At 60.4% G+C, this 19,423-nt stretch carries 18 protein-coding genes; 4 read left to right on the top strand and 14 right to left on the bottom strand.

What is annotated here, in order from left to right:
* Nucleotides 1-220 precede the first annotated feature (220 nt).
* On the top strand, nt 221-3,691 hold the full coding sequence (locus BK659_RS20955; RefSeq protein WP_123426855.1) for a hybrid sensor histidine kinase/response regulator: 3,471 nt from the start codon (nt 221-223) through the stop codon (nt 3,689-3,691).
* 49 nt (nt 3,692-3,740) lie between these two features.
* Here BK659_RS20955 and BK659_RS20950 read toward each other — a convergent pair whose 3' ends face one another.
* The gene (locus BK659_RS20950) at nt 3,741-5,105 is read right to left on the bottom strand and encodes a DNA recombination protein RmuC (RefSeq protein WP_185015435.1); all 1,365 of its coding nucleotides are present in this window, start codon (nt 5,103-5,105) and stop codon (nt 3,741-3,743) included.
* Nucleotides 5,106-5,280: 175 nt separating this feature from the next.
* Entirely contained in the window at nt 5,281-5,604 is a 324-nt protein-coding gene (locus tag BK659_RS20945) for an SEL1-like repeat protein (RefSeq protein ID WP_123426853.1), read from the bottom strand.
* Nucleotides 5,605-6,623: 1,019 nt separating this feature from the next.
* Here BK659_RS20945 and BK659_RS20935 point away from each other — a divergent pair.
* From BK659_RS20935 to BK659_RS20925, 3 genes are all read left to right on the top strand, one after another.
* Nucleotides 6,624-6,848, top strand: a complete 225-nt coding sequence (locus BK659_RS20935; RefSeq protein WP_007898912.1) for a hypothetical protein — start codon at nt 6,624-6,626, stop codon at nt 6,846-6,848.
* A 275-nt stretch (nt 6,849-7,123) separates the two neighbouring features.
* A complete protein-coding gene (locus tag BK659_RS20930) occupies nt 7,124-7,606 on the top strand; it encodes a hypothetical protein (RefSeq protein ID WP_071553927.1) in 483 nt (160 codons plus the stop codon).
* Nucleotides 7,607-7,751: 145 nt separating this feature from the next.
* Nucleotides 7,752-9,023 (top strand): OmpP1/FadL family transporter, encoded by a 1,272-nt coding sequence (locus tag BK659_RS20925; RefSeq protein WP_123426852.1) that lies wholly within the window; start codon nt 7,752-7,754, stop codon nt 9,021-9,023.
* Between the two features lie 83 nt (nt 9,024-9,106).
* On the opposite strand, the gene BK659_RS28085 is transcribed toward BK659_RS20925, so the two are convergent.
* From BK659_RS28085 to BK659_RS20870, 12 genes are all read right to left on the bottom strand, one after another.
* Nucleotides 9,107-9,229, bottom strand: coding sequence for a hypothetical protein (locus tag BK659_RS28085; RefSeq protein WP_259740288.1), 123 nt, complete (start codon nt 9,227-9,229; stop codon nt 9,107-9,109).
* The gene (locus BK659_RS20920; RefSeq protein WP_123426851.1) at nt 9,226-10,434 is read right to left on the bottom strand and encodes an MFS transporter; all 1,209 of its coding nucleotides are present in this window, start codon (nt 10,432-10,434) and stop codon (nt 9,226-9,228) included. Before BK659_RS20920 ends, BK659_RS28085 begins: the two co-directional genes overlap by 4 nt.
* 79 nt (nt 10,435-10,513) lie before the next feature.
* Entirely contained in the window at nt 10,514-10,918 is a 405-nt protein-coding gene (locus BK659_RS20915) for a MarR family winged helix-turn-helix transcriptional regulator (RefSeq protein WP_123426850.1), read from the bottom strand.
* A gap of 148 nt (nt 10,919-11,066) precedes the next feature.
* On the bottom strand, nt 11,067-11,798 hold the full coding sequence (locus tag BK659_RS20910) for an adenosylcobinamide-GDP ribazoletransferase (protein ID WP_123426849.1): 732 nt from the start codon (nt 11,796-11,798) through the stop codon (nt 11,067-11,069).
* A 2-nt stretch (nt 11,799-11,800) separates the two neighbouring features.
* The gene (cobC, locus tag BK659_RS20905) at nt 11,801-12,376 is read right to left on the bottom strand and encodes an alpha-ribazole phosphatase family protein (RefSeq protein ID WP_123426848.1); all 576 of its coding nucleotides are present in this window, start codon (nt 12,374-12,376) and stop codon (nt 11,801-11,803) included.
* Nucleotides 12,373-13,428, bottom strand: a complete 1,056-nt coding sequence (gene cobT, locus BK659_RS20900) for a nicotinate-nucleotide--dimethylbenzimidazole phosphoribosyltransferase (RefSeq protein WP_123426847.1) — start codon at nt 13,426-13,428, stop codon at nt 12,373-12,375. Before cobT ends, cobC begins: the two co-directional genes overlap by 4 nt.
* A complete protein-coding gene (gene cobU, locus BK659_RS20895; protein WP_123426846.1) occupies nt 13,425-13,946 on the bottom strand; it encodes a bifunctional adenosylcobinamide kinase/adenosylcobinamide-phosphate guanylyltransferase in 522 nt (173 codons plus the stop codon). Before cobU ends, cobT begins: the two co-directional genes overlap by 4 nt.
* A 151-nt stretch (nt 13,947-14,097) precedes the next feature.
* Entirely contained in the window at nt 14,098-15,549 is a 1,452-nt protein-coding gene (locus BK659_RS20890) for a cobyric acid synthase (protein WP_123426845.1), read from the bottom strand.
* On the bottom strand, nt 15,546-16,538 hold the full coding sequence (gene cobD / locus BK659_RS20885; RefSeq protein WP_123426844.1) for a threonine-phosphate decarboxylase CobD: 993 nt from the start codon (nt 16,536-16,538) through the stop codon (nt 15,546-15,548). The genes BK659_RS20890 and cobD overlap by 4 nt, the downstream gene beginning before the upstream one ends.
* On the bottom strand, nt 16,531-17,439 hold the full coding sequence (gene cbiB, locus BK659_RS20880) for an adenosylcobinamide-phosphate synthase CbiB (RefSeq protein ID WP_123426843.1): 909 nt from the start codon (nt 17,437-17,439) through the stop codon (nt 16,531-16,533). The genes cobD and cbiB overlap by 8 nt, the downstream gene beginning before the upstream one ends.
* Nucleotides 17,436-18,086, bottom strand: a complete 651-nt coding sequence (bluB, locus tag BK659_RS20875; RefSeq protein ID WP_123426842.1) for a 5,6-dimethylbenzimidazole synthase — start codon at nt 18,084-18,086, stop codon at nt 17,436-17,438. The genes cbiB and bluB overlap by 4 nt, the downstream gene beginning before the upstream one ends.
* Nucleotides 18,083-19,420: a cobyrinic acid a,c-diamide synthase CobB gene (locus BK659_RS20870; RefSeq protein WP_123426841.1), complete on the bottom strand. Its 1,338-nt coding sequence runs from the start codon at nt 19,418-19,420 to the stop codon at nt 18,083-18,085. Before BK659_RS20870 ends, bluB begins: the two co-directional genes overlap by 4 nt.
* Between the last annotated feature and the right edge of the window lie 3 nt (nt 19,421-19,423).

Here is a 19,423-nt window from a genome sequence, read left to right as displayed (position 1 = left end):
AAGGCTGCGATCTTTTGATCTTGCGGTTGCGACGAGCGCAAAGATCGCAGCCTTCGGCAGCTCCTACGGGGGGAGATTACGATCTACCGCGAAAACACGTGTGTATCCCCCTGCGACACCCCGCCACGCCACGACCTTGGTCGACGCTGACTAACCGTGAAGGTCATGCGAGACTGTCAGGCCGGGCTTGCGTCCCGGGTGTCTTTTGCCTGGAGTTCCCATGTCGCTGTCCAGCGGGCTGATTGCCGCCGTCGCCCTGGCCTATATGGCCGTCATGTTCGCCATCGCCTTTTACGGCGACCGCCGCAGCACGCCGCTGCCGCCGCGAATGCGTGCCTGGGTGTACAGCCTGTCGCTGGCGGTCTATTGCACCAGTTGGACATTCTTTGGCGCCGTAGGTCAGGCGGCCGAACAACTCTGGTCGTTTTTGCCGATTTATCTGGGACCGATCCTGCTGCTGGTGTGCGCGCCGTGGGTCCTGCAAAAAATGGTGATGATCAGCAAGCAGGAAAACATCACCTCGATTGCCGACTTCATCGCCGCCCGCTACGGCAAATCACAATCGCTGGCGGTTGTGGTGGCGCTGATCTGTCTGGTGGGTGTATTGCCCTACATCGCCTTGCAGCTTAAAGGCATCGTCCTCGGGGTAAACCTGTTGATCGGCGCAGGCCCCGACGCCATGGGCACCCGTGCCCAGGACACGGCGCTGATCGTGTCGCTGATTCTGGCGCTGTTCACCATCGTCTTCGGCACCCGCAACCTCGATGCCACCGAGCACCACCGTGGCATGGTGCTGGCGATTGCCTTCGAAGCGCTGGTCAAGCTGTTCGCCTTCCTCGCGGTCGGCGCCTTCGTCACGTATGGCTTGTACGACGGCTTCGACGACCTGTTCGATCAAGCCATGCTCGCACCACGCCTGGAGGAATACTGGAAAGAAACCATCAACTGGCCATCGATGGTGGTGCAGACCGGCGTGGCGATGATGGCGATCATCTGCCTGCCCCGGCAGTTCCATGTGACCGTGGTGGAGAACATCGAGCCGCAGGATTTGCGCCTGGCGAAATGGGTGTTCCCGGCTTATCTGGCATTGGCCGCACTGTTCGTGGTGCCGATTGCGCTGGCCGGGCAAATGATGCTGCCAAGCTCGGTACTGCCCGACTCCTTCGTGATTAGCCTGCCACTGGCCCAGGCCCATCCGGCACTGGCGCTACTGGCGTTTATCGGTGGCGCATCGGCCGCCACCGGGATGGTGATCGTCGCCAGCGTGGCGTTGTCGACCATGGTCTCCAACGACATGCTGCTGCCATGGTTGCTGCGCCGGAAAAACGCCGAGCGGCCGTTCGAGGTGTTCCGCTACTGGATGCTTTCGGTGCGTCGGGTGAGCATCGTGGCGATTCTGCTGCTGGCCTATGTTTCCTATCGCCTGCTCGGTTCGACCGCCAGTCTGGCCACCATCGGGCAGATCGCCTTCGCCGCCGTGACCCAATTGGCGCCGGCGATGCTCGGCGCGCTGTACTGGAAACAGGCCAACCGCCGCGGGGTGTTCGCCGGTCTCGCTGCCGGGACTTTTCTCTGGTTCTACACGTTGATTCTGCCGATCGCCGCCAACAGCCTGGGCTGGTCGCTGCACAGCTTCCCAGGGCTGGGCTGGCTGCACGGCAACCCGCTGAACCTGCCGATTTCTCCACTGACCCAGGGCGTGGTGCTGTCGCTGACCGGTAACTTCACCTTGTTCGCCTGGGTTTCGGTGCTGTCCCGTACACGGGTCTCGGAACACTGGCAGGCCGGGCGTTTCATTGGTCAGGAGATCAGCCCGCGGCCGAGCGCCCGCTCGATGCTGGCGGTGCAAATCGACGATCTGCTGCAACTTGCGGCGCGTTTTGTCGGTGAAGAACGGGCACGCCAGAGCTTCATCCGCTTCGCCTACCGCCAGGGCAAAGGCTTCAACCCGAACCAGAACGCCGACGGTGAATGGATCGCTCACACCGAACGCCTGCTCGCCGGTGTACTGGGCGCTTCTTCGACCCGCGCAGTAGTAAAAGCGGCCATTGAAGGTCGGGAAATGCAGCTTGAGGACGTGGTGCGAATCGCTGACGAAGCCTCGGAAGTGCTGCAATTCAACCGTGCGTTGCTGCAAGGCGCGATCGAGAACATCACCCAGGGCATCAGCGTGGTCGACCAGTCGCTGAAACTGGTGGCCTGGAACCGTCGTTACCTTGAACTGTTCAACTACCCGGACGGCCTGATCAGCGTCGGCCGGCCGATTGCCGACATCATTCGCTACAACGCCGAACGTGGCCTGTGCGGTCCCGGCGAAGCGGAAGTCCACGTTGCCCGGCGTCTGCACTGGATGCGTCAGGGACGCGCCCACACCTCGGAGCGCTTGTTCCCCAACGGCCGGGTGATCGAGCTGATCGGCAATCCGATGCCGGGTGGCGGGTTTGTCATGAGTTTCACCGACATCACTGCGTTCCGCGAGGCAGAGCAGGCGCTGACCGAGGCCAACGAGGGCCTGGAGCGACGCGTCACCGAACGTACCCATGAACTGTCGCAGTTGAACGTCGCGCTGACCGAAGCCAAAGGCACCGCCGAGTCGGCCAACCAGTCGAAAACCCGTTTCCTCGCGGCAGTCAGTCACGACCTGATGCAGCCGTTGAATGCCGCACGATTATTCTCCGCTGCCCTCTCCCACCGCGACGACGACCTTTCCAGCGAGACCCGGCAACTGGTGCAGCATCTGGACAGTTCATTGCGCTCGGCCGAGGACTTGATCAGCGACCTGCTCGACATCTCGCGCCTGGAAAACGGCAAGATCAACCCGGATCGCAAGCCGTTTGCGCTCAATGATTTGTTCGACGCCCTCGGCGCCGAATTCAAGGCTTTGGCGCAGGAGCAAGGGCTGAAATTTCGCCTTCGCGGCAGTCGCTTGCGGGTCGACAGCGATATCAAACTGCTGCGACGGATACTGCAAAACTTCCTGACCAACGCCTTTCGATATGCCAAAGGCCCGGTGCTGCTGGGTGCCCGGCGCAGGGGCGATCACCTGTGCCTGGAGGTCTGGGACCGTGGCCCGGGGATTGCGGAAGACAAACGCCAGGTTATTTTCGAAGAGTTCAAGCGCCTCGACAGCCACCAGACCCGTGCCGAAAAAGGCCTGGGTCTGGGCCTGGCGATTGCCGACGGCTTGTGCCGGGTGCTCGGGCATCAACTGCAAGTGCGTTCCTGGCCAGGCAAAGGCAGCGTGTTCAGCGTCAGCGTGCCACTGGCCCACGCTCAAACCTGCGCGCCGAGTAAAATTGCCAAGCTCAATGGCCGACTACCGACAGGCGCGCAGGTGCTGTGTATCGATAACGAAGACAGCATTCTGATTGGCATGAATAGCCTGCTCTCGCGCTGGGGGTGTCAGGTGTATACCGCACGCAATCGCGATGAGTGTGCGGCGCTGCTCAGCGACGGCATGCGCCCGCAACTGGCGCTGGTCGATTACCACCTCGACAATGGCGAAACCGGCACCGAGTTGATGGCCTGGCTACGCACCCAACTGGGTAAGCCGGTACCCGGCGTGGTGATCAGCGCTGACGGGCGGCCGGAGATGGTTGCCCAAGTGCATGCGGCAGGGCTGGAATACCTGCCGAAACCGGTGAAACCGGCGGCGTTGCGGGCGTTGTTGAGTCGGCATTTGCCGTTGTAAAGATCGCAGCCTTCGGCAGCTCCTACAAATCAGGCTGCGATCTTTTGATTTATTCCGGCAGCTCGGCCAACCCGTCGACATCGGTCATCGCCCGCTCCAGCAGATCCGCCGGCAAGCTCTTGCTGGCCCGTGCGCCGAGCAATTTGAGCTGTTCGCTGCGGCTGACCAGATTGCCGCGACCTTCCGTCAGCTTGTTGCGTGCGGCGCTGTAGGCTTTATCCAGTTGCTGCAAGCGATTACCGACCTCGTCCAGATCCTGAATAAACAGCACGAACTTGTCGTACAGCCAACCTGCGCGCTCGGCGATTTCCCGGGCGTTCTGGCTCTGACGCTCTTGCTTCCACAGGCTGTCGATGACGCGCAACGTGGCCAGCAAGGTGGTCGGGCTGACGATGACGATATGTCGGTCAAAGGCTTCCTGAAACAGATTCGGCTCGGCCTGCAATGCAGCGGAAAAAGCCGCCTCGATGGGCACGAAGAGCAAAACGAAATCCAGGCTGTGTAGACCGTCCAGCCGCTTATAGTCCTTATCGGACAGGCCTTTGACGTGATTGCGCAGCGACAGCACATGCTGTTTGAGCGCCGCCTGACCAATCGCGTCATCGTCAGCCGCCACGTATTGCTGATAGGCCGTCAGGCTGACCTTGGAGTCGACCACCACCTGCTTGTCGCCCGGCAGATAAATCAGCACGTCGGGCTGGAAGCGCTCGCCGTCCGGCCCCTTGAGGCTGACTTGAGTCTGGTACTCACGACCCTTCTCCAGGCCCGCGTGCTCCAGCACTCGCTCGAGAATCAACTCGCCCCAGTTGCCCTGGGTTTTCTGTCCCTTGAGCGCTCGTGTGAGGTTGGTCGCCTCGTCGCTCAGGCGCAGGTTCAGTTGTTGCAGACGCTCCAGCTCCTTTGCCAGCGAGAAGCGCTCGCGGGCTTCGGCCTGATAGCTTTCCTCGACGCGTTTCTCGAAGGATTGAATGCGTTCTTTTAACGGGTCGAGCAACTGCCCCAAACGCTGTTGACTGGTTTCGGCAAAGCGCTGCTCGCGCTCATCGAAAATTTTCCCGGCCAACTCGGCGAACTGCGCCCGCAGCTCATCCCGCGAGCCTTGCAGGTCGCTCAGACGTTGCTGATGGCTTTCCTGCTGCTCACGCAGCTCGGCATTCAGTGACGCGGCCTGAGCGTCCAGCCGTCGTAACTCGGCTTCTTTACCGCTGCGTTCGAGGTTCCAGGCATGGGCCGCGTCACGGGCGTTGTCGCGCTCGATCTGCAACAGCTCGACCTCACGGCGCACGGCAGCCAGATCGGCTTGCTTGGCAGCGTTGGCCTGGCTCAGGTCACTGATTTCATCGCGGCAGGCATCGAGCTGCGCATTCAGACCGTCCTGTGCCAATTGCGCAGTACTCAAGCGCTCTTCAAGCAGCGCCAGCTCGGACTGCGCGGTGCCATGGCGTCGCTGCAGTTGCCACGCCAGCACCAACAACGGCAGCGCAGCACCCGCAAGGCCGAGCAATACACTGGTCAAGTCCATAGCCATGACGATTCCTGCCGATGAATTAAAGCGCGAAGGTTAACCAAGCCGTTGGGGGTTGGACAGCTCAGTCTTCGATCTGACCGAGTTCGCGCTGGGCACGTCGGTCGCCGGCACGTGCGGCCTGGCGCAGCAGGTCCTGGCCAATACGACGATCGCGGGCATTACCGCATTCGCGGCACATCAATTGCCCCAGACGACTTTGCGCAGCCACTATCCCTTCACGGGCCGGAGCCTTGAGCAAACGTCCGGCGAAATGTTTGACGTTGGGGTTATTGCCCAGGCGAGGACTGTCGAGAAGCCATTCGGCGACTCGCATCGAAAAACGCTTGGGAGGAGTAACACCCGAGGGTGCAGAGGTAACGGAGGTTGATACTGAGCGAAACTTCATAAAGCACTGTGGGACAGATCGGAAGGCGCGCCACTCTACTCTTTTTTTCGTACGGGTAAAGTCGAAAAAAAGCCGGTACGCCCGTCCTAGAGCAAGCGCTCGGGACAATCCACAGAAGCTGTGGATAACTCAGTGGACAACCCGTCCTGAACTCGCCAGAAGCCCTGTGGAATGGGGCCCGCAGTCAAACTGACGATTTTTTCACCAGTAAAAAAAAGCGATGTTTTTCATTGACTTAAATTTCCACTACAGGCACCCACTGCGTTTGAAGGTGAAATGACAGGCGGGTGACAGTCCGCGCAACTAATGTGCACAAGTACCTTTGGGGTGGTTATATCACCGCCCTTTTTTCGTGCGCTTTGTAGGAATTCAATAGCAACCAGCCTCACTGCACCTGCGTTTCAAGGGAGATGATGGCTGACGCCACCGGGCACTTAGCGACCCAATTGTGTGCTTTACTGTTGCCGCGTCGTTTTCCCCTCGACTGCGAATGCGCCAGGTACGGCAAATTCCCGCCTGCGAGCAGAGCGGTTCAAGCCCCCACAGAAGTTTTTTTGCCTAACACACTTCCTTTCTTGAATTCAATCCGTTAGTATCCGCGGCGTTAGTACCAAGCTGAAAGTCAATTCTGGTCGAACAACTCCTGCGGTAACCTTCCCTAAAGAGAAGCCTTTACCGACATCACGGGACCGACCACCTCGATGGTTTCCAGGTAACGCTTGCGACAACACTGCCTTTGAATCGAATGCAAAGGGTGTTGCGAAGCTCACTTACTCTGACCGAACCAACCTGCAAATTGATCAGGATCTTCACCCCGGGCCCAGAACCTTTGCCCTTGATGTGCTGCCTGCCCTCCTAAGTACCTACCTGCCGGCCCAAGCGCGCAAAAATCATAGCGCTTCAACTGGCTGCTTTGTTCCAGTCGGGTTCTTCGTTCGATCAATGGTGATCGACGTTACTGGAACGTTTTAACGTTGCACGGTTCTTATCCGTGTCATTTGTAGGAACACCCAATAACCATGTCTACTCAAATCCATACTCAGGATGCCATTCGCACCCTAACCAACGCTTTTGCACCAATGAACTGCCTGATCATGGCTGCTCGCAAAGGCTGCTTCAGCTTCACTCTGGTCAATGAACACGGCATCGCTCGTCACAGCGAACGCCTGTACCCCGATCAATACTCCAGCGCCGAGCCGCTGCAGGCCGTGATCGAGCGTACCCGTCAGGCACTGGTTGCCTGATACGCCAGAAAAGCTGAAAACTTCGAAAGCCCTGCCCAAAAAGCAGGGCTTTTTATTGCCTGATATTTCTCCATTCGTTGTACCGGCTTAAGCACCAAGCGATATAACGGTTATAACTCGAAGCCAGAAATATTTTAAAAACAGAACTTTACAGCACGAATATGACACTACACTTCAACTCAAGCGGCTTGATCCGCTTCCGGCGATCCTGAACCGATCCACCGCTGCCAAGCCCCTGTCAGGAATCGCCGCCCACTTCACGTTTCGAGGGCCTTATGGGTATCGCCGCCAGCGAACTGTGCCGTTATGTGATCCGCCCGACATTGATTTACCTCGGACGCCACAGCACAACAGCCGAATCCCTGCTACTGGGTGTTGCCGCCAGTCAGTCTGCTCTCGGTTCCGCCCTGCATGACCGCCGCGGGCATGGCCTGTACCGGATTGCCGAACCTCGCCACCAGGCGCTTTGGGATCACTACCTGGCGCTGGACCCGGAACGCGCCAGCCTGGTTCGCGGACTCGCCAGCCAGCATGCATTTCTCAGCGGCCCGCACCTCGAACTGACCGTCAACCTGCGCTACGCCACCGCTATCGCCTGGCTATTAATAGAAGAACAAAACACCCCGCTTCCCGAAGCCGATGACCTGCTGGGCATGGCCCGAATCTGGCGCCAGACGTTCCAGCCGCAAGGTCGTCTTCGCGACTTCACCTGTGCCTGGCAAACCTGTGTATCACCGCTGAATCAGATCGCCTGTTAACCGGGCAATTTGCAAGATCGCGCATATAGACGCGAATTTGGTCTGATTGTCCTACAAAAGCGCTCTATCTCAAGCCATACAGCCTATGGCGCTGAAACGAAAATGTTGGTAATTTTCGCTCCGGTGATCACCAGGAGTTCTAATAATGAAAAAAGTAATACTCAAAACCACCCTTAGCCTCGCCGTTACCTTGGCATCCACCCAGATCTTCGCAAGTGGCTTCGCCCTCAACGAACAGAGCATCAGTGGGATGGGGACTGGTTTTGCGGGACGCTCTTCATCTGCCGATGATGCAAGTACTGTATTTGGCAACCCTGCCGGCATGTCGCGAATCAAGCGTCAGGAAGTCACTGGCGGGCTGGCAACCATCAATGCCTCGACTGATATCAAAGACGCCCAAGGCGCCCATCCGGGTACCAACAAAGGCGACATGGTGCCATTCACAGCCGTTCCTATGGGCTATTACGTCAAGCCGATAGATGATCACTGGGCATTCGGCCTTGGTGTCTACGCACCTTTTGGTCTGATTACCAACTATGAAAGTGGCTTCCAGGGTGGCGGCTTCGGCAGCAAGAGTGAAGTCAAGGTTGTGACCTTCCAACCTACCGTCAGCTATGCCTTCAACGACAGAGTATCGATCGGCTTCGGTCCGACCATTAACCGCATTGGCGGTACTCTCGAGTCGGATGTACCTCTTTTTGGCGATACCCACGTCAAGATCAAAGGGGACGATACCGCTCTGGGCTACAACTTCGGCGTTCTGGTACAAGCAACCGACACGACTCGCGTCGGCCTGACCTATCACTCGAAAGTGAAATACAATCTCGAAGGCCATACCGATATCACCGCAGGCGCCAATGCGCCTTCCGCCTTCCTGCAAAGCAATCGATACGACGCTTCGCTGAAGATCGAAACCCCTGAGTCGGTCGACTTCTCCGTAACACAACAGCTGACGGATGCCTGGACCCTGTATGCAGGTTCCACCTGGACTCGCTGGAGCCGCCTGAAAGACATTACCGTCAATAACGAAGGTGTCACTGCGGCACAAGGCGGCGTACTGTCCCCAGCCCTGTTCGGTACCATTACGGAAGAGCAGAACTGGCACAATACCTGGGCCTACGCCATCGGTACTTCCTACCAGTTGAACAAGCAGTGGGTATTGCGTACCGGCCTGACCTTTGACCAGTCGCCTACCAACAATACTGACCGTTCGCCACGTATTCCTACAGGTGACCGCACAATCTTCAGCCTTGGCGCTGGCTACAACGTCACCGATGATCTGACCATCGACGTCGCCTACTCCTACCTCAAGGAAGAAGCTGTCACGGTGAATCGTTCCAACGCAGTCGACAGTTACAGCGCCAAGTACGAAAACAGCGCCAATGGTTTTGGTGTCGGCGCGACCTACCGCTTCTGATTCACGGCGAGCCTGAACAGCTCACCCGTTGAATTGAAAAAGCCCCGCACTCTTGTATAGAGGCGGGGCTTTTTAGTGGGCGCTCAACAGGTCCCCATACCCAGTTGCATCAATGCCAGGCCACCCTGATGCCAGCCCCACCAGACCAGCGCCAACAGCAGCGCGCCAGCACCGGCTGCGGCGAGCCATGCTCCGACTCTGTTCATGCAGCACTCGCCTGAGCCTGCAACCGCGCTACCGGGCGCTCACGCACTGGCCAATTCAAGGCTGCCGCCAACAGACTCAGAAGAATCGCTACTTGCCAGATCAAGTCATAGCTTCCTGTTCGATCGTAAACCACTCCGCCCAACCAGCCGCCGAGGAACGAGCCCAACTGGTGAAAGAGGAAAACAATACCGCCCAGCATAGAGAGGTTTCGCACACCGAACAGCGTCGCTACCGTGCCGTTAGTCAAAGGCACCGTCGACAACCAGAGGAATCCCATGGCCATGCCGAACAAATAAGCACTGGCCTGCGTCACGGGAGCCCAGAGGAACAGGCCGATCACCACCGCACGCAGCAGGTAGAGGACGGTCAGAAGACGCGGTTTGGACATGCGCCCGCCGAGCCAGCCAGCAGTGTAAGTACCGAAGATATTGAACAGGCCGATCAACGCCAGCACGGTGGTGCCAACACTGGCGGGCAGGTGCTGATCGACCAGATAGGCCGGCAAATGCACACCGATGAATACCACTTGAAAACCGCAGACAAAAAAACCGAACGCCAATAGCCAGAACCCCGAGTGCGAACACGCCTCGTGCAGCGCCTCGGACAGGGTTTGCTCATGACCGAGCACGGGTAACGGTTTATCTTTGAGCATGCTCACCAGCGGCACAATCAGCGCCACCAGCATTCCCAGCACCAGCAATGCGGTCGACCAACCGAGCCAGCCGATCAACCCCAACGTGCCGGGCAACATCGCGAACTGGCCGAAGGAGCCGGCAGCACTGGCGATCCCCATGCCCATGCTGCGTTTCTCCGGCGGCACGGCGCGCCCCACCACGCCAAGAATCACCGAGAACGAGGTGCCGGACAGGCCAATACCGATCAACAACCCGGCACTCAGCGACAGCGACCAGGCCGAATCTGACAAGCCCATGAACACCAGCCCCACGGCGTACAACACGCCACCGACCAGCACCACTTTCGCCGCACCGAAGCGGTCCGCCAATGCACCGGTGAATGGCTGCGCCAGTCCCCAGATCAGGTTCTGCAAGGCAATAGCGAAGGCGAACACCTCGCGCCCCCAGCCGAACTGCGCGCTCATCGGCGGCAGAAACAACCCGAAGCCATGTCGCACGCCAAGCGACAGCGCAAGAATCAGTGCGCTCCCGAGTAGAACCCAACCGCTGGTACGCCACATCGATGTCATTCTTGTTCTCCGGTAGCGGGTATATACCCGCTTAAGTTCGGGCTTAAATTCGGGCTTACGTTTGGAAAGGCCCACCGCCTCAGGCGAGTTCATCCAGCAAGGCCAGCAGGGTTGCGCGTTTCTCTGCGCCCAGACGATCGATCAGCCGCTGTTGCGCCGCTTCCCAGGCCGGTAAGGCCGCTGCCAGGCGTTCACGCCCGGCTTCGGTCAGCTGCACGATGCGATTGCGCTGGTCTTCACCCTCAACCAGCATCACCAGCCCCTCCCCCTCCAGCACCCGCAGATTACGCCCCAAAGTGCTGCGATCCAGCCCCATGGCTTCCGCCAGAGTCGAAATGCTCGGTTGATCGAGACGCTGCAAATTGCACAGCAAGGAATACTGCGCAACGTTGATCCCGAATCCGTCCAGGGCGCCGTCGTAGTGCCTGCTGACGCCACGAGCGGCGCGACGCAGGTTGGTGCATAAACATTGAGAGGCTAGCATGGTGCGTGTATATACCCGCGATTGAGTTAAAGCAAGTTTGATTATCGAACAACTGTAGGAGCTGCCGAAGGCTGCGATCTCTTGATACTCAAAACAAAAAGATCGTCCGAACGCGGCCCGAGCCTTCGGCAGCTCCTACGCAATCCTTTTAGAGCAGCGCCAAACCTACCAGCACCGCCACTTCCAGCAGCTCCAGCAATGCCCCTGCCGTATCGCCAGTGGTCCCGCCCAGACGCCGCAGCATCACCTGACGCAACCAGAAAAACATCAGCGCCGCCAACACCAACGCAACCACACCGCTCCAGCCGCCGATCAGCAAGCAGGCCAACGTGCTGAGCAATAACACCTGCAGACCGGTCTTGCGCGGCAGATGGTCGGCCAGCGCCTGCCCCAGGCCGCCAGCGCGTACATACGGCGTGTTCAGAAACAACCCCAGCAACGCACTGCGACCGATCAACGGTGCGAGGATCAATCCGACCATCGAGTGCTGATCGATCAACGCCAGTAACGCCGTGAACTTGAGCAACAGCACCAACACCAATGTCACCACCGCGATCGGCCCACTGCGCGGGTCTTTCATGATGGTCAATGTGCGTTCGCGATCACCAAAACCGCCAAGCCAGGCATCGGCACTGTCGGCCAGACCATCAAGATGCAAACCGCCGCTGAGCACCACCCAGACACTCAACACCAACGCTGCATGCAGCAACGCCGGCGTACCGAGCAACAGCCAGTTCAGTGCCCACAATAACCCACCAAACAGCAGCCCCACCAACGGATAGAACAGCAGCGAGCGCCCAAGTTCTTGAGGCGCCGGCATGCCCGGCAGACGAATCGGCAAGCTGCTCAAAAATTGCACGGCGATCCAGAATGGCAGCATGTTCAGCCCTCTTCCCTGAGCATGGCATCCGCCTCGATGCGCAACGAAAACAGCGCGCCATGACCAACTTCAACGTTGAGCAATTGCTCACGCGGCAACCCTCGCGCCTGGGCCAGCAACAAACGCATGACCCCACCGTGACTGATCAGCAGCACTCGCTCGCCTGCGTAGGCCTGATTCAAACGCTCGACGGCCGCCAGCACCCGCTCGGAAAACGCAATCACCGGTTCACCGCCGGGAGGCGTGAACCCATAGGGATCAGCCCAGAACAGCCCCAGCGCCTCAGCGTCGGTCTCCATCAATGCCGCCGCGCTCTGCCCTTCCCAGACGCCGAAGTGCAGCTCTTGCAGGTTTTTGTCCAGCTCGACCGGCAAGCCCAACCGCTCGGCCAGCTCCTCGGCAAAGCGCGCACAACGTTGCAGCGGTGAGCTGACCAAGCGATCCCACGGACCTTGGTCAATCACCGCGGCGCGCATCTGCTCCCAACCTTTGGCGGTCAGCGCGTCATCCAGGCTACCGCGCAAACCGCCCCCGAGTTCGGTTTCGCCGTGGCGCAGCAGGTCCAGACGTAACGTCATGCCGGACGATCGGCTACAGCCGCTTCAGCGAAGGTCGCCATTTGCCCGTGCAGGTCGCAGGCCAGACGCAGCAACGGCACCGCCAGCGCCGCACCACTGCCCTCGCCCAGTCGCAAGCCGAGATCCAGCAAAGGCTCGGCATTCAAGGCTTCCAGAACATGCCGATGACCCGGCTCCGCCCCGCGATGACCAAACAGCAACCACTCGCGGCACGCCGGATTCAGGCGCACCGCGATCAGCGCCGCAACGCTGCAAATAAAGCCATCGACCAGCACCGCCAAACCTTCCTGGGCACAGGCCAGATAAGCACCGACCAACGCAGCGATTTCAAAACCGCCGAGGTTGAACAACGTCTGCAACACGTCGCCGCGCTGAGCGGCATGCAACGTCAGAGCGCGTTCAATCACCTGGGCTTTATGGCTGACACCTGCCGCGTCCAGACCGGTGCCCGGCCCGGTCAAATGCGCCACCGGGCAATCGAGCAGTGCACAGGCCACAGCACTGGCGGCGGTGGTATTGCCGATGCCCATCTCGCCACCGATAAACAGCTCGGAGCCTTCAGCGATCGCCCGCAGCACGCTGTCACGGCCGGCCTGCAAGGCTCGCTCGCCCTGAGCTTGGGTCATTGCCGGGCCGTGCACGAAGTTTGCGGTGCCCGGACCGATATGCAAATGACGTACGCCCCGCAGATTCAACGAAGGCGTGACAGTACCGAGGTCGACCACTTCCAGTCGTGCCTCAAGTTGCCGCGCCAACACGCTGATCGCCGCGCCACCGCTGACAAAGTTATGCAGCATCTGCCCGGTGACTTCCTGCGGGAACGCCGAAACCCCTTCGGCGACCACCCCGTGATCACCGGCAAAAATCGCAATCCACAGCTGATTCAAGCTCGGTTTGACCCGACCTTGCAGCCCCGCCAATTGCACCGCCGCCGACTCCAGCTGCCCGAGGGAGCCCGCCGGTTTGGTCAGTTGCTGCTGCCGAGCCGCCGCCTGCTCATGCGTTTGCGCATTGATCGGTTTGCACGGGTTCAACCACCAGGAATGAGTCATAACGCAGTACCTTTCAAAGTCAGGGGCAGGCCGGCGACGGTCAACACGACACGCTGACAGCGCTCAGCCAGGGCTTGATGCAGCCAACCGGCTTCATCGACATAGCGGCGAGTCAATTCGCCCAGCGGCACGACACCCAGACCGGTCTCGTTGCTGACAAAAACAATTTCCCCCGGCAGCGATGCCAGGCAATCCAACAAAGCTTCACGCTCACCTGCCAGACGCTCGGGATCTTCAAGCATCAGCAGATTGGTCAGCCACAGGGTCAGGCAATCCACCAGCAGACAACGCTCGGCGCTGGCGGTTTCGCGCAACACCCGGGCCAGTTCCAGTGGTTCTTCTATGAGTGCCCATTCAGGCGGACGGCGCTCGCGGTGATGAGCCACGCGAGCACTCATTTCGCCGTCCAGTGGCTGACTGGTGGCGATGTACGTCACCGCCAGGCCGCTTTCGCTGGCGAGTTTTTCAGCCAGACGGCTTTTACCGGAACGGGCGCCGCCGAGGATCAGTTGCAACATGGTTATAACCTTTTAATTGGCGGTGTAACGACAGGCCTCATCGCGAGCAAGCTCGCTCCCACAGGGGGAGTTGTATTGATCACAAAATGGAGCAACACCTCGCATCCAATGTGGGAGCGAGCTTGCTCGCGATGAGGCCAGCGCAGCCACCTCAAAAACCACAGAGCTCACGCAACAGCCCAGTGTCCAGATGCTTCTCCACCAAATCCGCCAAGCGCTCGATATCGCGCTCGCGCAAGGCGTGATAATCGACTTCCTGCACATTCTGCAAACCAGCCCAGCGCAACAGCGCACTGCACGCCGCCGGGGATTCGAACAGACCGTGCAAGTACGTGCCGAGCACCTGTCCGTCAGCACTTTGTGCGCCGTCGCTGCGACCGTCATCCAACAGCACCGCTGCCTGCTCCAGAGCAACGCCGGTGGTGACCCCGGCGTGAATTTCATAACCGCTGACTTCGGCGTTTTCCAGGGTCAGACGTCCGCGCACATTGCGCAGCTGTTTCTCTTCTTCAAGCACGGTTTCGAACGCCAGCAAACCGAGGCCGGTACTGGAGCCCGCCGCACCTTCCAGCCCCAGCGGATCATGCAATTGCTCGCCGAGCATTTGCAGACCGCCGCAAATGCCGAGCAGCTTGCCGCCGTAACGCAAGTGGCGGGTAATGGCCGTGTCCCAGCCGTTGCTGCGCAGGTAGACCAGATCGCTGCGCACGCTTTTCGAGCCCGGCAGAATGATCAGGTCGGCAGGCGGAATCGGCTGCCCCGGACCAACGAACTGCAGATCGACCTGCGGATGCAGGCGCAGTGGATCGAAATCGGTGTGGTTGCTGATACGCGGCAGCACCGGCACCACCACTTTGAGCACCTGCTCGGCCTTATCGGTCTGGCGTTGATCGATGCCGTCTTCGGCTTCCAGGTGCAGGTCGATGACATACGGCAGCACGCCGATTACCGGTTTGCCGGTACGTTCCTCCAGCCAGTCGAGGCCTGGTTGCAGCAAGGCGATGTCGCCGCGAAAACGGTTGATGATGAAGCCTTTGACCCGCGCCTGCTCAGTGGCTGACAGCAGTTCCAGCGTACCCACCAAGTGCGCGAATACCCCGCCGCGATTGATGTCGGCGATCAGCACTACCGGGCAATCCACGGCTTCGGCGAAGCCCATGTTGGCAATGTCGCCGGCGCGCAAATTGATCTCGGCGGGTGAACCCGCGCCTTCGACCATCACCACCGGATAGGCAGCACTCAAGCGTTCATGGGAGGCCAACACCGCTTGCATCGCGATGGCTTTGTAGTCGTGATAGGCGACCGCGTTCATGGTGGTCACGGCGCGTCCGTGAATGATCACTTGCGCGCCGGTATCGCTGTTGGGTTTGAGCAGCACCGGGTTCATGTCGGTGTGCGGCTCAAGGTTGGCCGCTTGGGCCTGCACGGCTTGAGCGCGACCGATTTCGCCGCCGTCAGCGGTCACCGCGCTGTTGAGTGCCATGTTCTGCGGCTTGAAAGGAACCACGCTGACGCCCTGACGGGTCAGCCAGCGGCATAGCGCAGTTACCAGGGTACTTTTGCCGGCGTCCGAGGTGGTGCCTTGCACCATCAGCGTGGTCATGGGGTTTCCTTGGCGTAGGCTTCGAAAGCGTGCTCGAGACGCAGCCAATCGGCCTCATCGGCCGGCAAACCAAAACGCAGGCTGCTGTTGTGAGTGAACAGCCGCAGCAAGATGCCCTGCCGAGCCATGAATTCATGCAGGTGTTCAGCGCGCTCGGTGATCAACCACTGAAACAGGGCGCAACCACCTTGTGGCTTGAAGCCGTGGCGCTCGAGGACTTCAGCCAGACGCTGACTTGCCTCTTCACTGCGCAAGCGTTGGAGCGCGTGCCCTTGGGTGTCACGCAAACAGACCTGACCCAATACCCGAGTCGGTCCGCTGACCGCCCAAGGCCCGACCTGTTCGGCAAGCAGCTTGAGCAACTTGCGCTCAGCCAGCACGAAGCCCAATCGCACCCCGGCCAAACCGAAAAATTTGCCGAACGAACGCAAGACGATCAAACCAACCTGATTGGCATACGACGACAGGCTCAACTGCGGGGTGTTGTCCATGAACGCTTCGTCGACCACCAACCAGCCGCCGCGCTGTGCCAGTCGGGCATGCCAATCGAGCAAGCGTTCCGGGGTCAGGCTCAGGCCCGTGGGATTGTTCGGGTTAACCACCACCAGCACGTCGAGGCTATCGAGAAAGAAGTCGACTTCCTGCTCCAGCACTTCACGCACGATATAGCCGTTGCGCCGCCAGGCCTCGGCGTGCTCGGCATAACACGGCGAGAGCACGCCGACTTTGCCGGCACGGCGCAGGCGCGGTAGCAGCTGGATAGCCGCCTGCGAGCCGGCGACCGGCAGCACCTGTGTGGCGCCGTAGTACTCGCGTGCGGCCTGTTCCAGGCCGTCATCGGTTTCCGGCAAACGCGCCCAGGCCCGCAACGGTATGTCCGGAATAGCCCACGGCCAAGGTGCCAGACCGCTGGACAAGTCGAGCCAATCGGCTTCGGCGATGCCGTACTGCAACGCCGCCTTGCGCAAGCGGCCACCGTGCTCAAGCATAAAACTCAGCCCCCACACAGAGAATCAGCAACCACAACCACACCCCGCGCTGAACCAGTTGCCAGCCGCGGTCGATGGAGTTTGCATCTGCCGGCACACCTTCGCCCAACTGTGGACGCTGATGCAGCTCACCATGATAGATCGCCGCACCGCCCAACTCGACCCCAAGGGCGCCGGCGCCAGCGGCCATCACCGGCCCGGCGTTCGGGCTGTCCCAGGTCGGCCCCTGGGTGCGCCAGCATTTGAGTGCCAGGCGGGTCTTGCCCAGCAGCGCGTAGGTCAACGCCACCAGACGCGCCGGGATGTAGTTGAGCACATCGTCGATTTTCGCCGCCGCCCAGCCGAAGCGTTCAAAGCGTTCGTTGCGATACCCCCACATGGCGTCCAGGGTATTGCTCAGACGATAGAGCACCACCCCCGGCGCACCGGCGACGGCAAACCAGAACAGTGCGGCGAACACCGCGTCACTGCCGTTTTCCAACACTGATTCGGTAGCGGCGCGGGCCACTTCAGTGGAGTCCAGCTCACTGGTCTGTCGGCTGACCAGATAGCCGACACGCTGGCGCGCTTCATCCAGATCGTCGCTGCGCAGAGCCTGAGCCACTGGCTCGACATGTTCGCCGAGGCTGCGCAGGCCAAGGGCGCAATACAACGCCAGGATCTCGACGATCCAGCCAACGTAGGGCAGCCAGGAAAACGCCGTCACCAACAGGGTCAGCGGCAACACCGCCATCACCCAGGCGGTGACGCCATGACTGCGCCAGCCACGGCCGGCGGAGTTGAAACGTTGCTCGATACGATCGGCAAAACGGCCGAACGCCACCAGCGGATGCCAGCGTTTGGGTTCGCCCAGCAGCGCGTCCAGCGCTACCCCGGCGACACTCAGCAACGCCACACTCATTGACTCACTCCCCAAAAATTTTCGTACAACAGTTCACTTAGCGGACGCGCCTGCGCCCAGCCTTCAAGGACCAACATCGGCGCCGGGTAAAATTCCTTGACCGGTCCCAGGCACAACACCGCCAGCGGTTTGGCCCCCGGCGGCAGGCCGAGCAGATCCGCCAATGCCTGCGGCTCGAACAACGAGACCCAGCCCATGCCCAGACCTTCGGCACGGGACGCCAGCCAAAGATTCTGGATCGCGCAGGACAACGACGCCATGTCCATTTCCGGCAAGGTCCGACGGCCAAAAATATGCCGCTCGCGATCATCCATCAGCGCGGCGACCAGCACTTCGGCGCAGTCGTTGATGCCTTCGACTTTCAGCTTCATGAACTCGTCGGAGCGTTCGCCCAGCGCCTCGGCGGTGCGTACCCGCTCCTCTTCCACCAGTTGCTGGATCTGGCCGCGTAACGCCCGGTCGCTGATGCGGATGAACCGCCAGGGCTGCATCAAGCCGACACTCGGGGCCCGATGCGCCGCTTCGAGCAAACGCCGGAGCAGCTCGGGTTCGACGCTGCCACTGCTGAAGTGACGCATGTCACGACGTTCGGCAATCGCGCGATAAACCGCTTCGCGCTCGGCCTCGGAAAATGCGTTGTCTGTCATAGCCTCTTCGCGGGCAAGCCCGCCCCCACAGGGTTCAGGTCTGGCGCAAACAGCGCGGCGATCGCCGATGGATTGGAAGGGAAATAGAAGTGCACATAAGACGCCGTCATCCGCCCTTCACGGTAAACCGCTTCGGCGCCGCGCCCACCGTTAGGGCTCAGACCACGGGCGATCGGCTCAAGCTCGGTGCTGGTCAACGAATGGTGGTATGTGTGGCCACGCAGCGCGCCTTCCGGCAGTTCGACGGCTTGCAGGGCCAACGCGGCCAGACGCTTTTGCATCACCGCATCACCCGCCAACAGCCCCACCAACTCAGCACGCGTACCGTCGACATCAGTCAGTGAGCCGAGCAAATACAGCATGCCGCCGCATTCGGCCAGCAACGGCTTGCCGGCCGCGTGGTGAGCGCGAATCGCATCGAGCATTGTGCTGTTTTCAGCCAACGCCACATGGTGCAATTCAGGATAACCGCCAGGCAGATACAGGCTGTCAGCTTCTGGCAGTTCACGGTCATGGATCGGCGAGAAGAATCGCAACTCGGCGCCCATCGCCCGCAGCAAGTCGAGGCTCGCGCCATACGTGAAGGCGAACGCTTCGTCACGAGCCACGGCAATTCGCACACCCGCCAGCAACGGCTCGGCAGCGATCACGTCAGGCGCGGCGAACTCGACAGCGGGCGGTAACGCCACTTCGCAGCTGCTGGCCAAGGCTTCGGCGGCGGCATCAAGACGCAGATCAAGGTCGTTCAACTCACTGGCTTGCACCAATCCAAGATGACGGCTCGGCAGTTCGATCCCGGTTTCCCGGGACAAGGCGCCATACCAGCGCAGGCCTTCGGTGAGGCTGCCTTCGAGCAGTTGCGCGTGACGCAAGGTGCCGACGCGGTTGGCCAATACACCGGCGAACGGCAAGTCCGGCTGATAACGCGCCAACCCCAACGCCAGCGCGCCGAAGGTCTGGGCCATGGCGGTGCCATCGATCACGCCCAGCACCGGCACGCCGAAGTGCCGCGCCAGATCGGCGCTGGATGGCGTGCCATCGAACAGGCCCATGACGCCTTCGATCAAGATAAGGTCAGCCTCAGCGGCCGCGTCCCACAACAACCGACGACTTTCCTGTTCGCCGACCATCCACATGTCCAGCTGATACACCGGCGCACCGCTGGCGCGCTCGAGAATCATCGGATCGAGAAAGTCCGGGCCGCATTTGAATACCCGAACCTTGCGCCCCTGATTGCGATGCAAACGGGCCAGCGCGGCGGTGACGGTGGTCTTGCCCTGACCGGAAGCCGGTGCGGCAATCAATACCGCCGGGCAATAACGACTGCTATTCATATA

Source organism: Pseudomonas brassicacearum (genome assembly GCF_003732225.1).
In the GTDB taxonomy this organism is placed as follows: domain Bacteria; phylum Pseudomonadota; class Gammaproteobacteria; order Pseudomonadales; family Pseudomonadaceae; genus Aquipseudomonas; species Aquipseudomonas brassicacearum_E.
The sequence above is the reverse complement of the archived record's forward strand: the minus strand, read 5'-3'. Positions and strand labels throughout refer to the sequence as shown.

Coding starts and splice junctions, on each gene's coding strand:
- BK659_RS20955 (WP_123426855.1), top strand. CDS start 221: ATGTCGCTGTCCAGCGGGCTGATTGCCGCCGTCGCCCTGGCCTATATG.
- BK659_RS20945 (WP_123426853.1), bottom strand. CDS start 5,604: ATGAAGTTTCGCTCAGTATCAACCTCCGTTACCTCTGCACCCTCGGGT.
- BK659_RS20935 (WP_007898912.1), top strand. CDS start 6,624: ATGTCTACTCAAATCCATACTCAGGATGCCATTCGCACCCTAACCAAC.
- BK659_RS20930 (WP_071553927.1), top strand. CDS start 7,124: ATGGGTATCGCCGCCAGCGAACTGTGCCGTTATGTGATCCGCCCGACA.
- BK659_RS20925 (WP_123426852.1), top strand. CDS start 7,752: ATGAAAAAAGTAATACTCAAAACCACCCTTAGCCTCGCCGTTACCTTG.
- BK659_RS28085 (WP_259740288.1), bottom strand. CDS start 9,229: ATGAACAGAGTCGGAGCATGGCTCGCCGCAGCCGGTGCTGGCGCGCTG.
- BK659_RS20920 (WP_123426851.1), bottom strand. CDS start 10,434: ATGACATCGATGTGGCGTACCAGCGGTTGGGTTCTACTCGGGAGCGCA.
- BK659_RS20915 (WP_123426850.1), bottom strand. CDS start 10,918: ATGCTAGCCTCTCAATGTTTATGCACCAACCTGCGTCGCGCCGCTCGT.
- BK659_RS20910 (WP_123426849.1), bottom strand. CDS start 11,798: ATGCTGCCATTCTGGATCGCCGTGCAATTTTTGAGCAGCTTGCCGATT.
- cobC (WP_123426848.1), bottom strand. CDS start 12,376: ATGACGTTACGTCTGGACCTGCTGCGCCACGGCGAAACCGAACTCGGG.
- cobT (WP_123426847.1), bottom strand. CDS start 13,428: ATGACTCATTCCTGGTGGTTGAACCCGTGCAAACCGATCAATGCGCAA.
- cobU (WP_123426846.1), bottom strand. CDS start 13,946: ATGTTGCAACTGATCCTCGGCGGCGCCCGTTCCGGTAAAAGCCGTCTG.
- BK659_RS20890 (WP_123426845.1), bottom strand. CDS start 15,549: ATGACCACGCTGATGGTGCAAGGCACCACCTCGGACGCCGGCAAAAGT.
- cobD (WP_123426844.1), bottom strand. CDS start 16,538: ATGCTTGAGCACGGTGGCCGCTTGCGCAAGGCGGCGTTGCAGTACGGC.
- cbiB (WP_123426843.1), bottom strand. CDS start 17,439: ATGAGTGTGGCGTTGCTGAGTGTCGCCGGGGTAGCGCTGGACGCGCTG.
- bluB (WP_123426842.1), bottom strand. CDS start 18,086: ATGACAGACAACGCATTTTCCGAGGCCGAGCGCGAAGCGGTTTATCGC.
- BK659_RS20870 (WP_123426841.1), bottom strand. CDS start 19,420: ATGAATAGCAGTCGTTATTGCCCGGCGGTATTGATTGCCGCACCGGCT.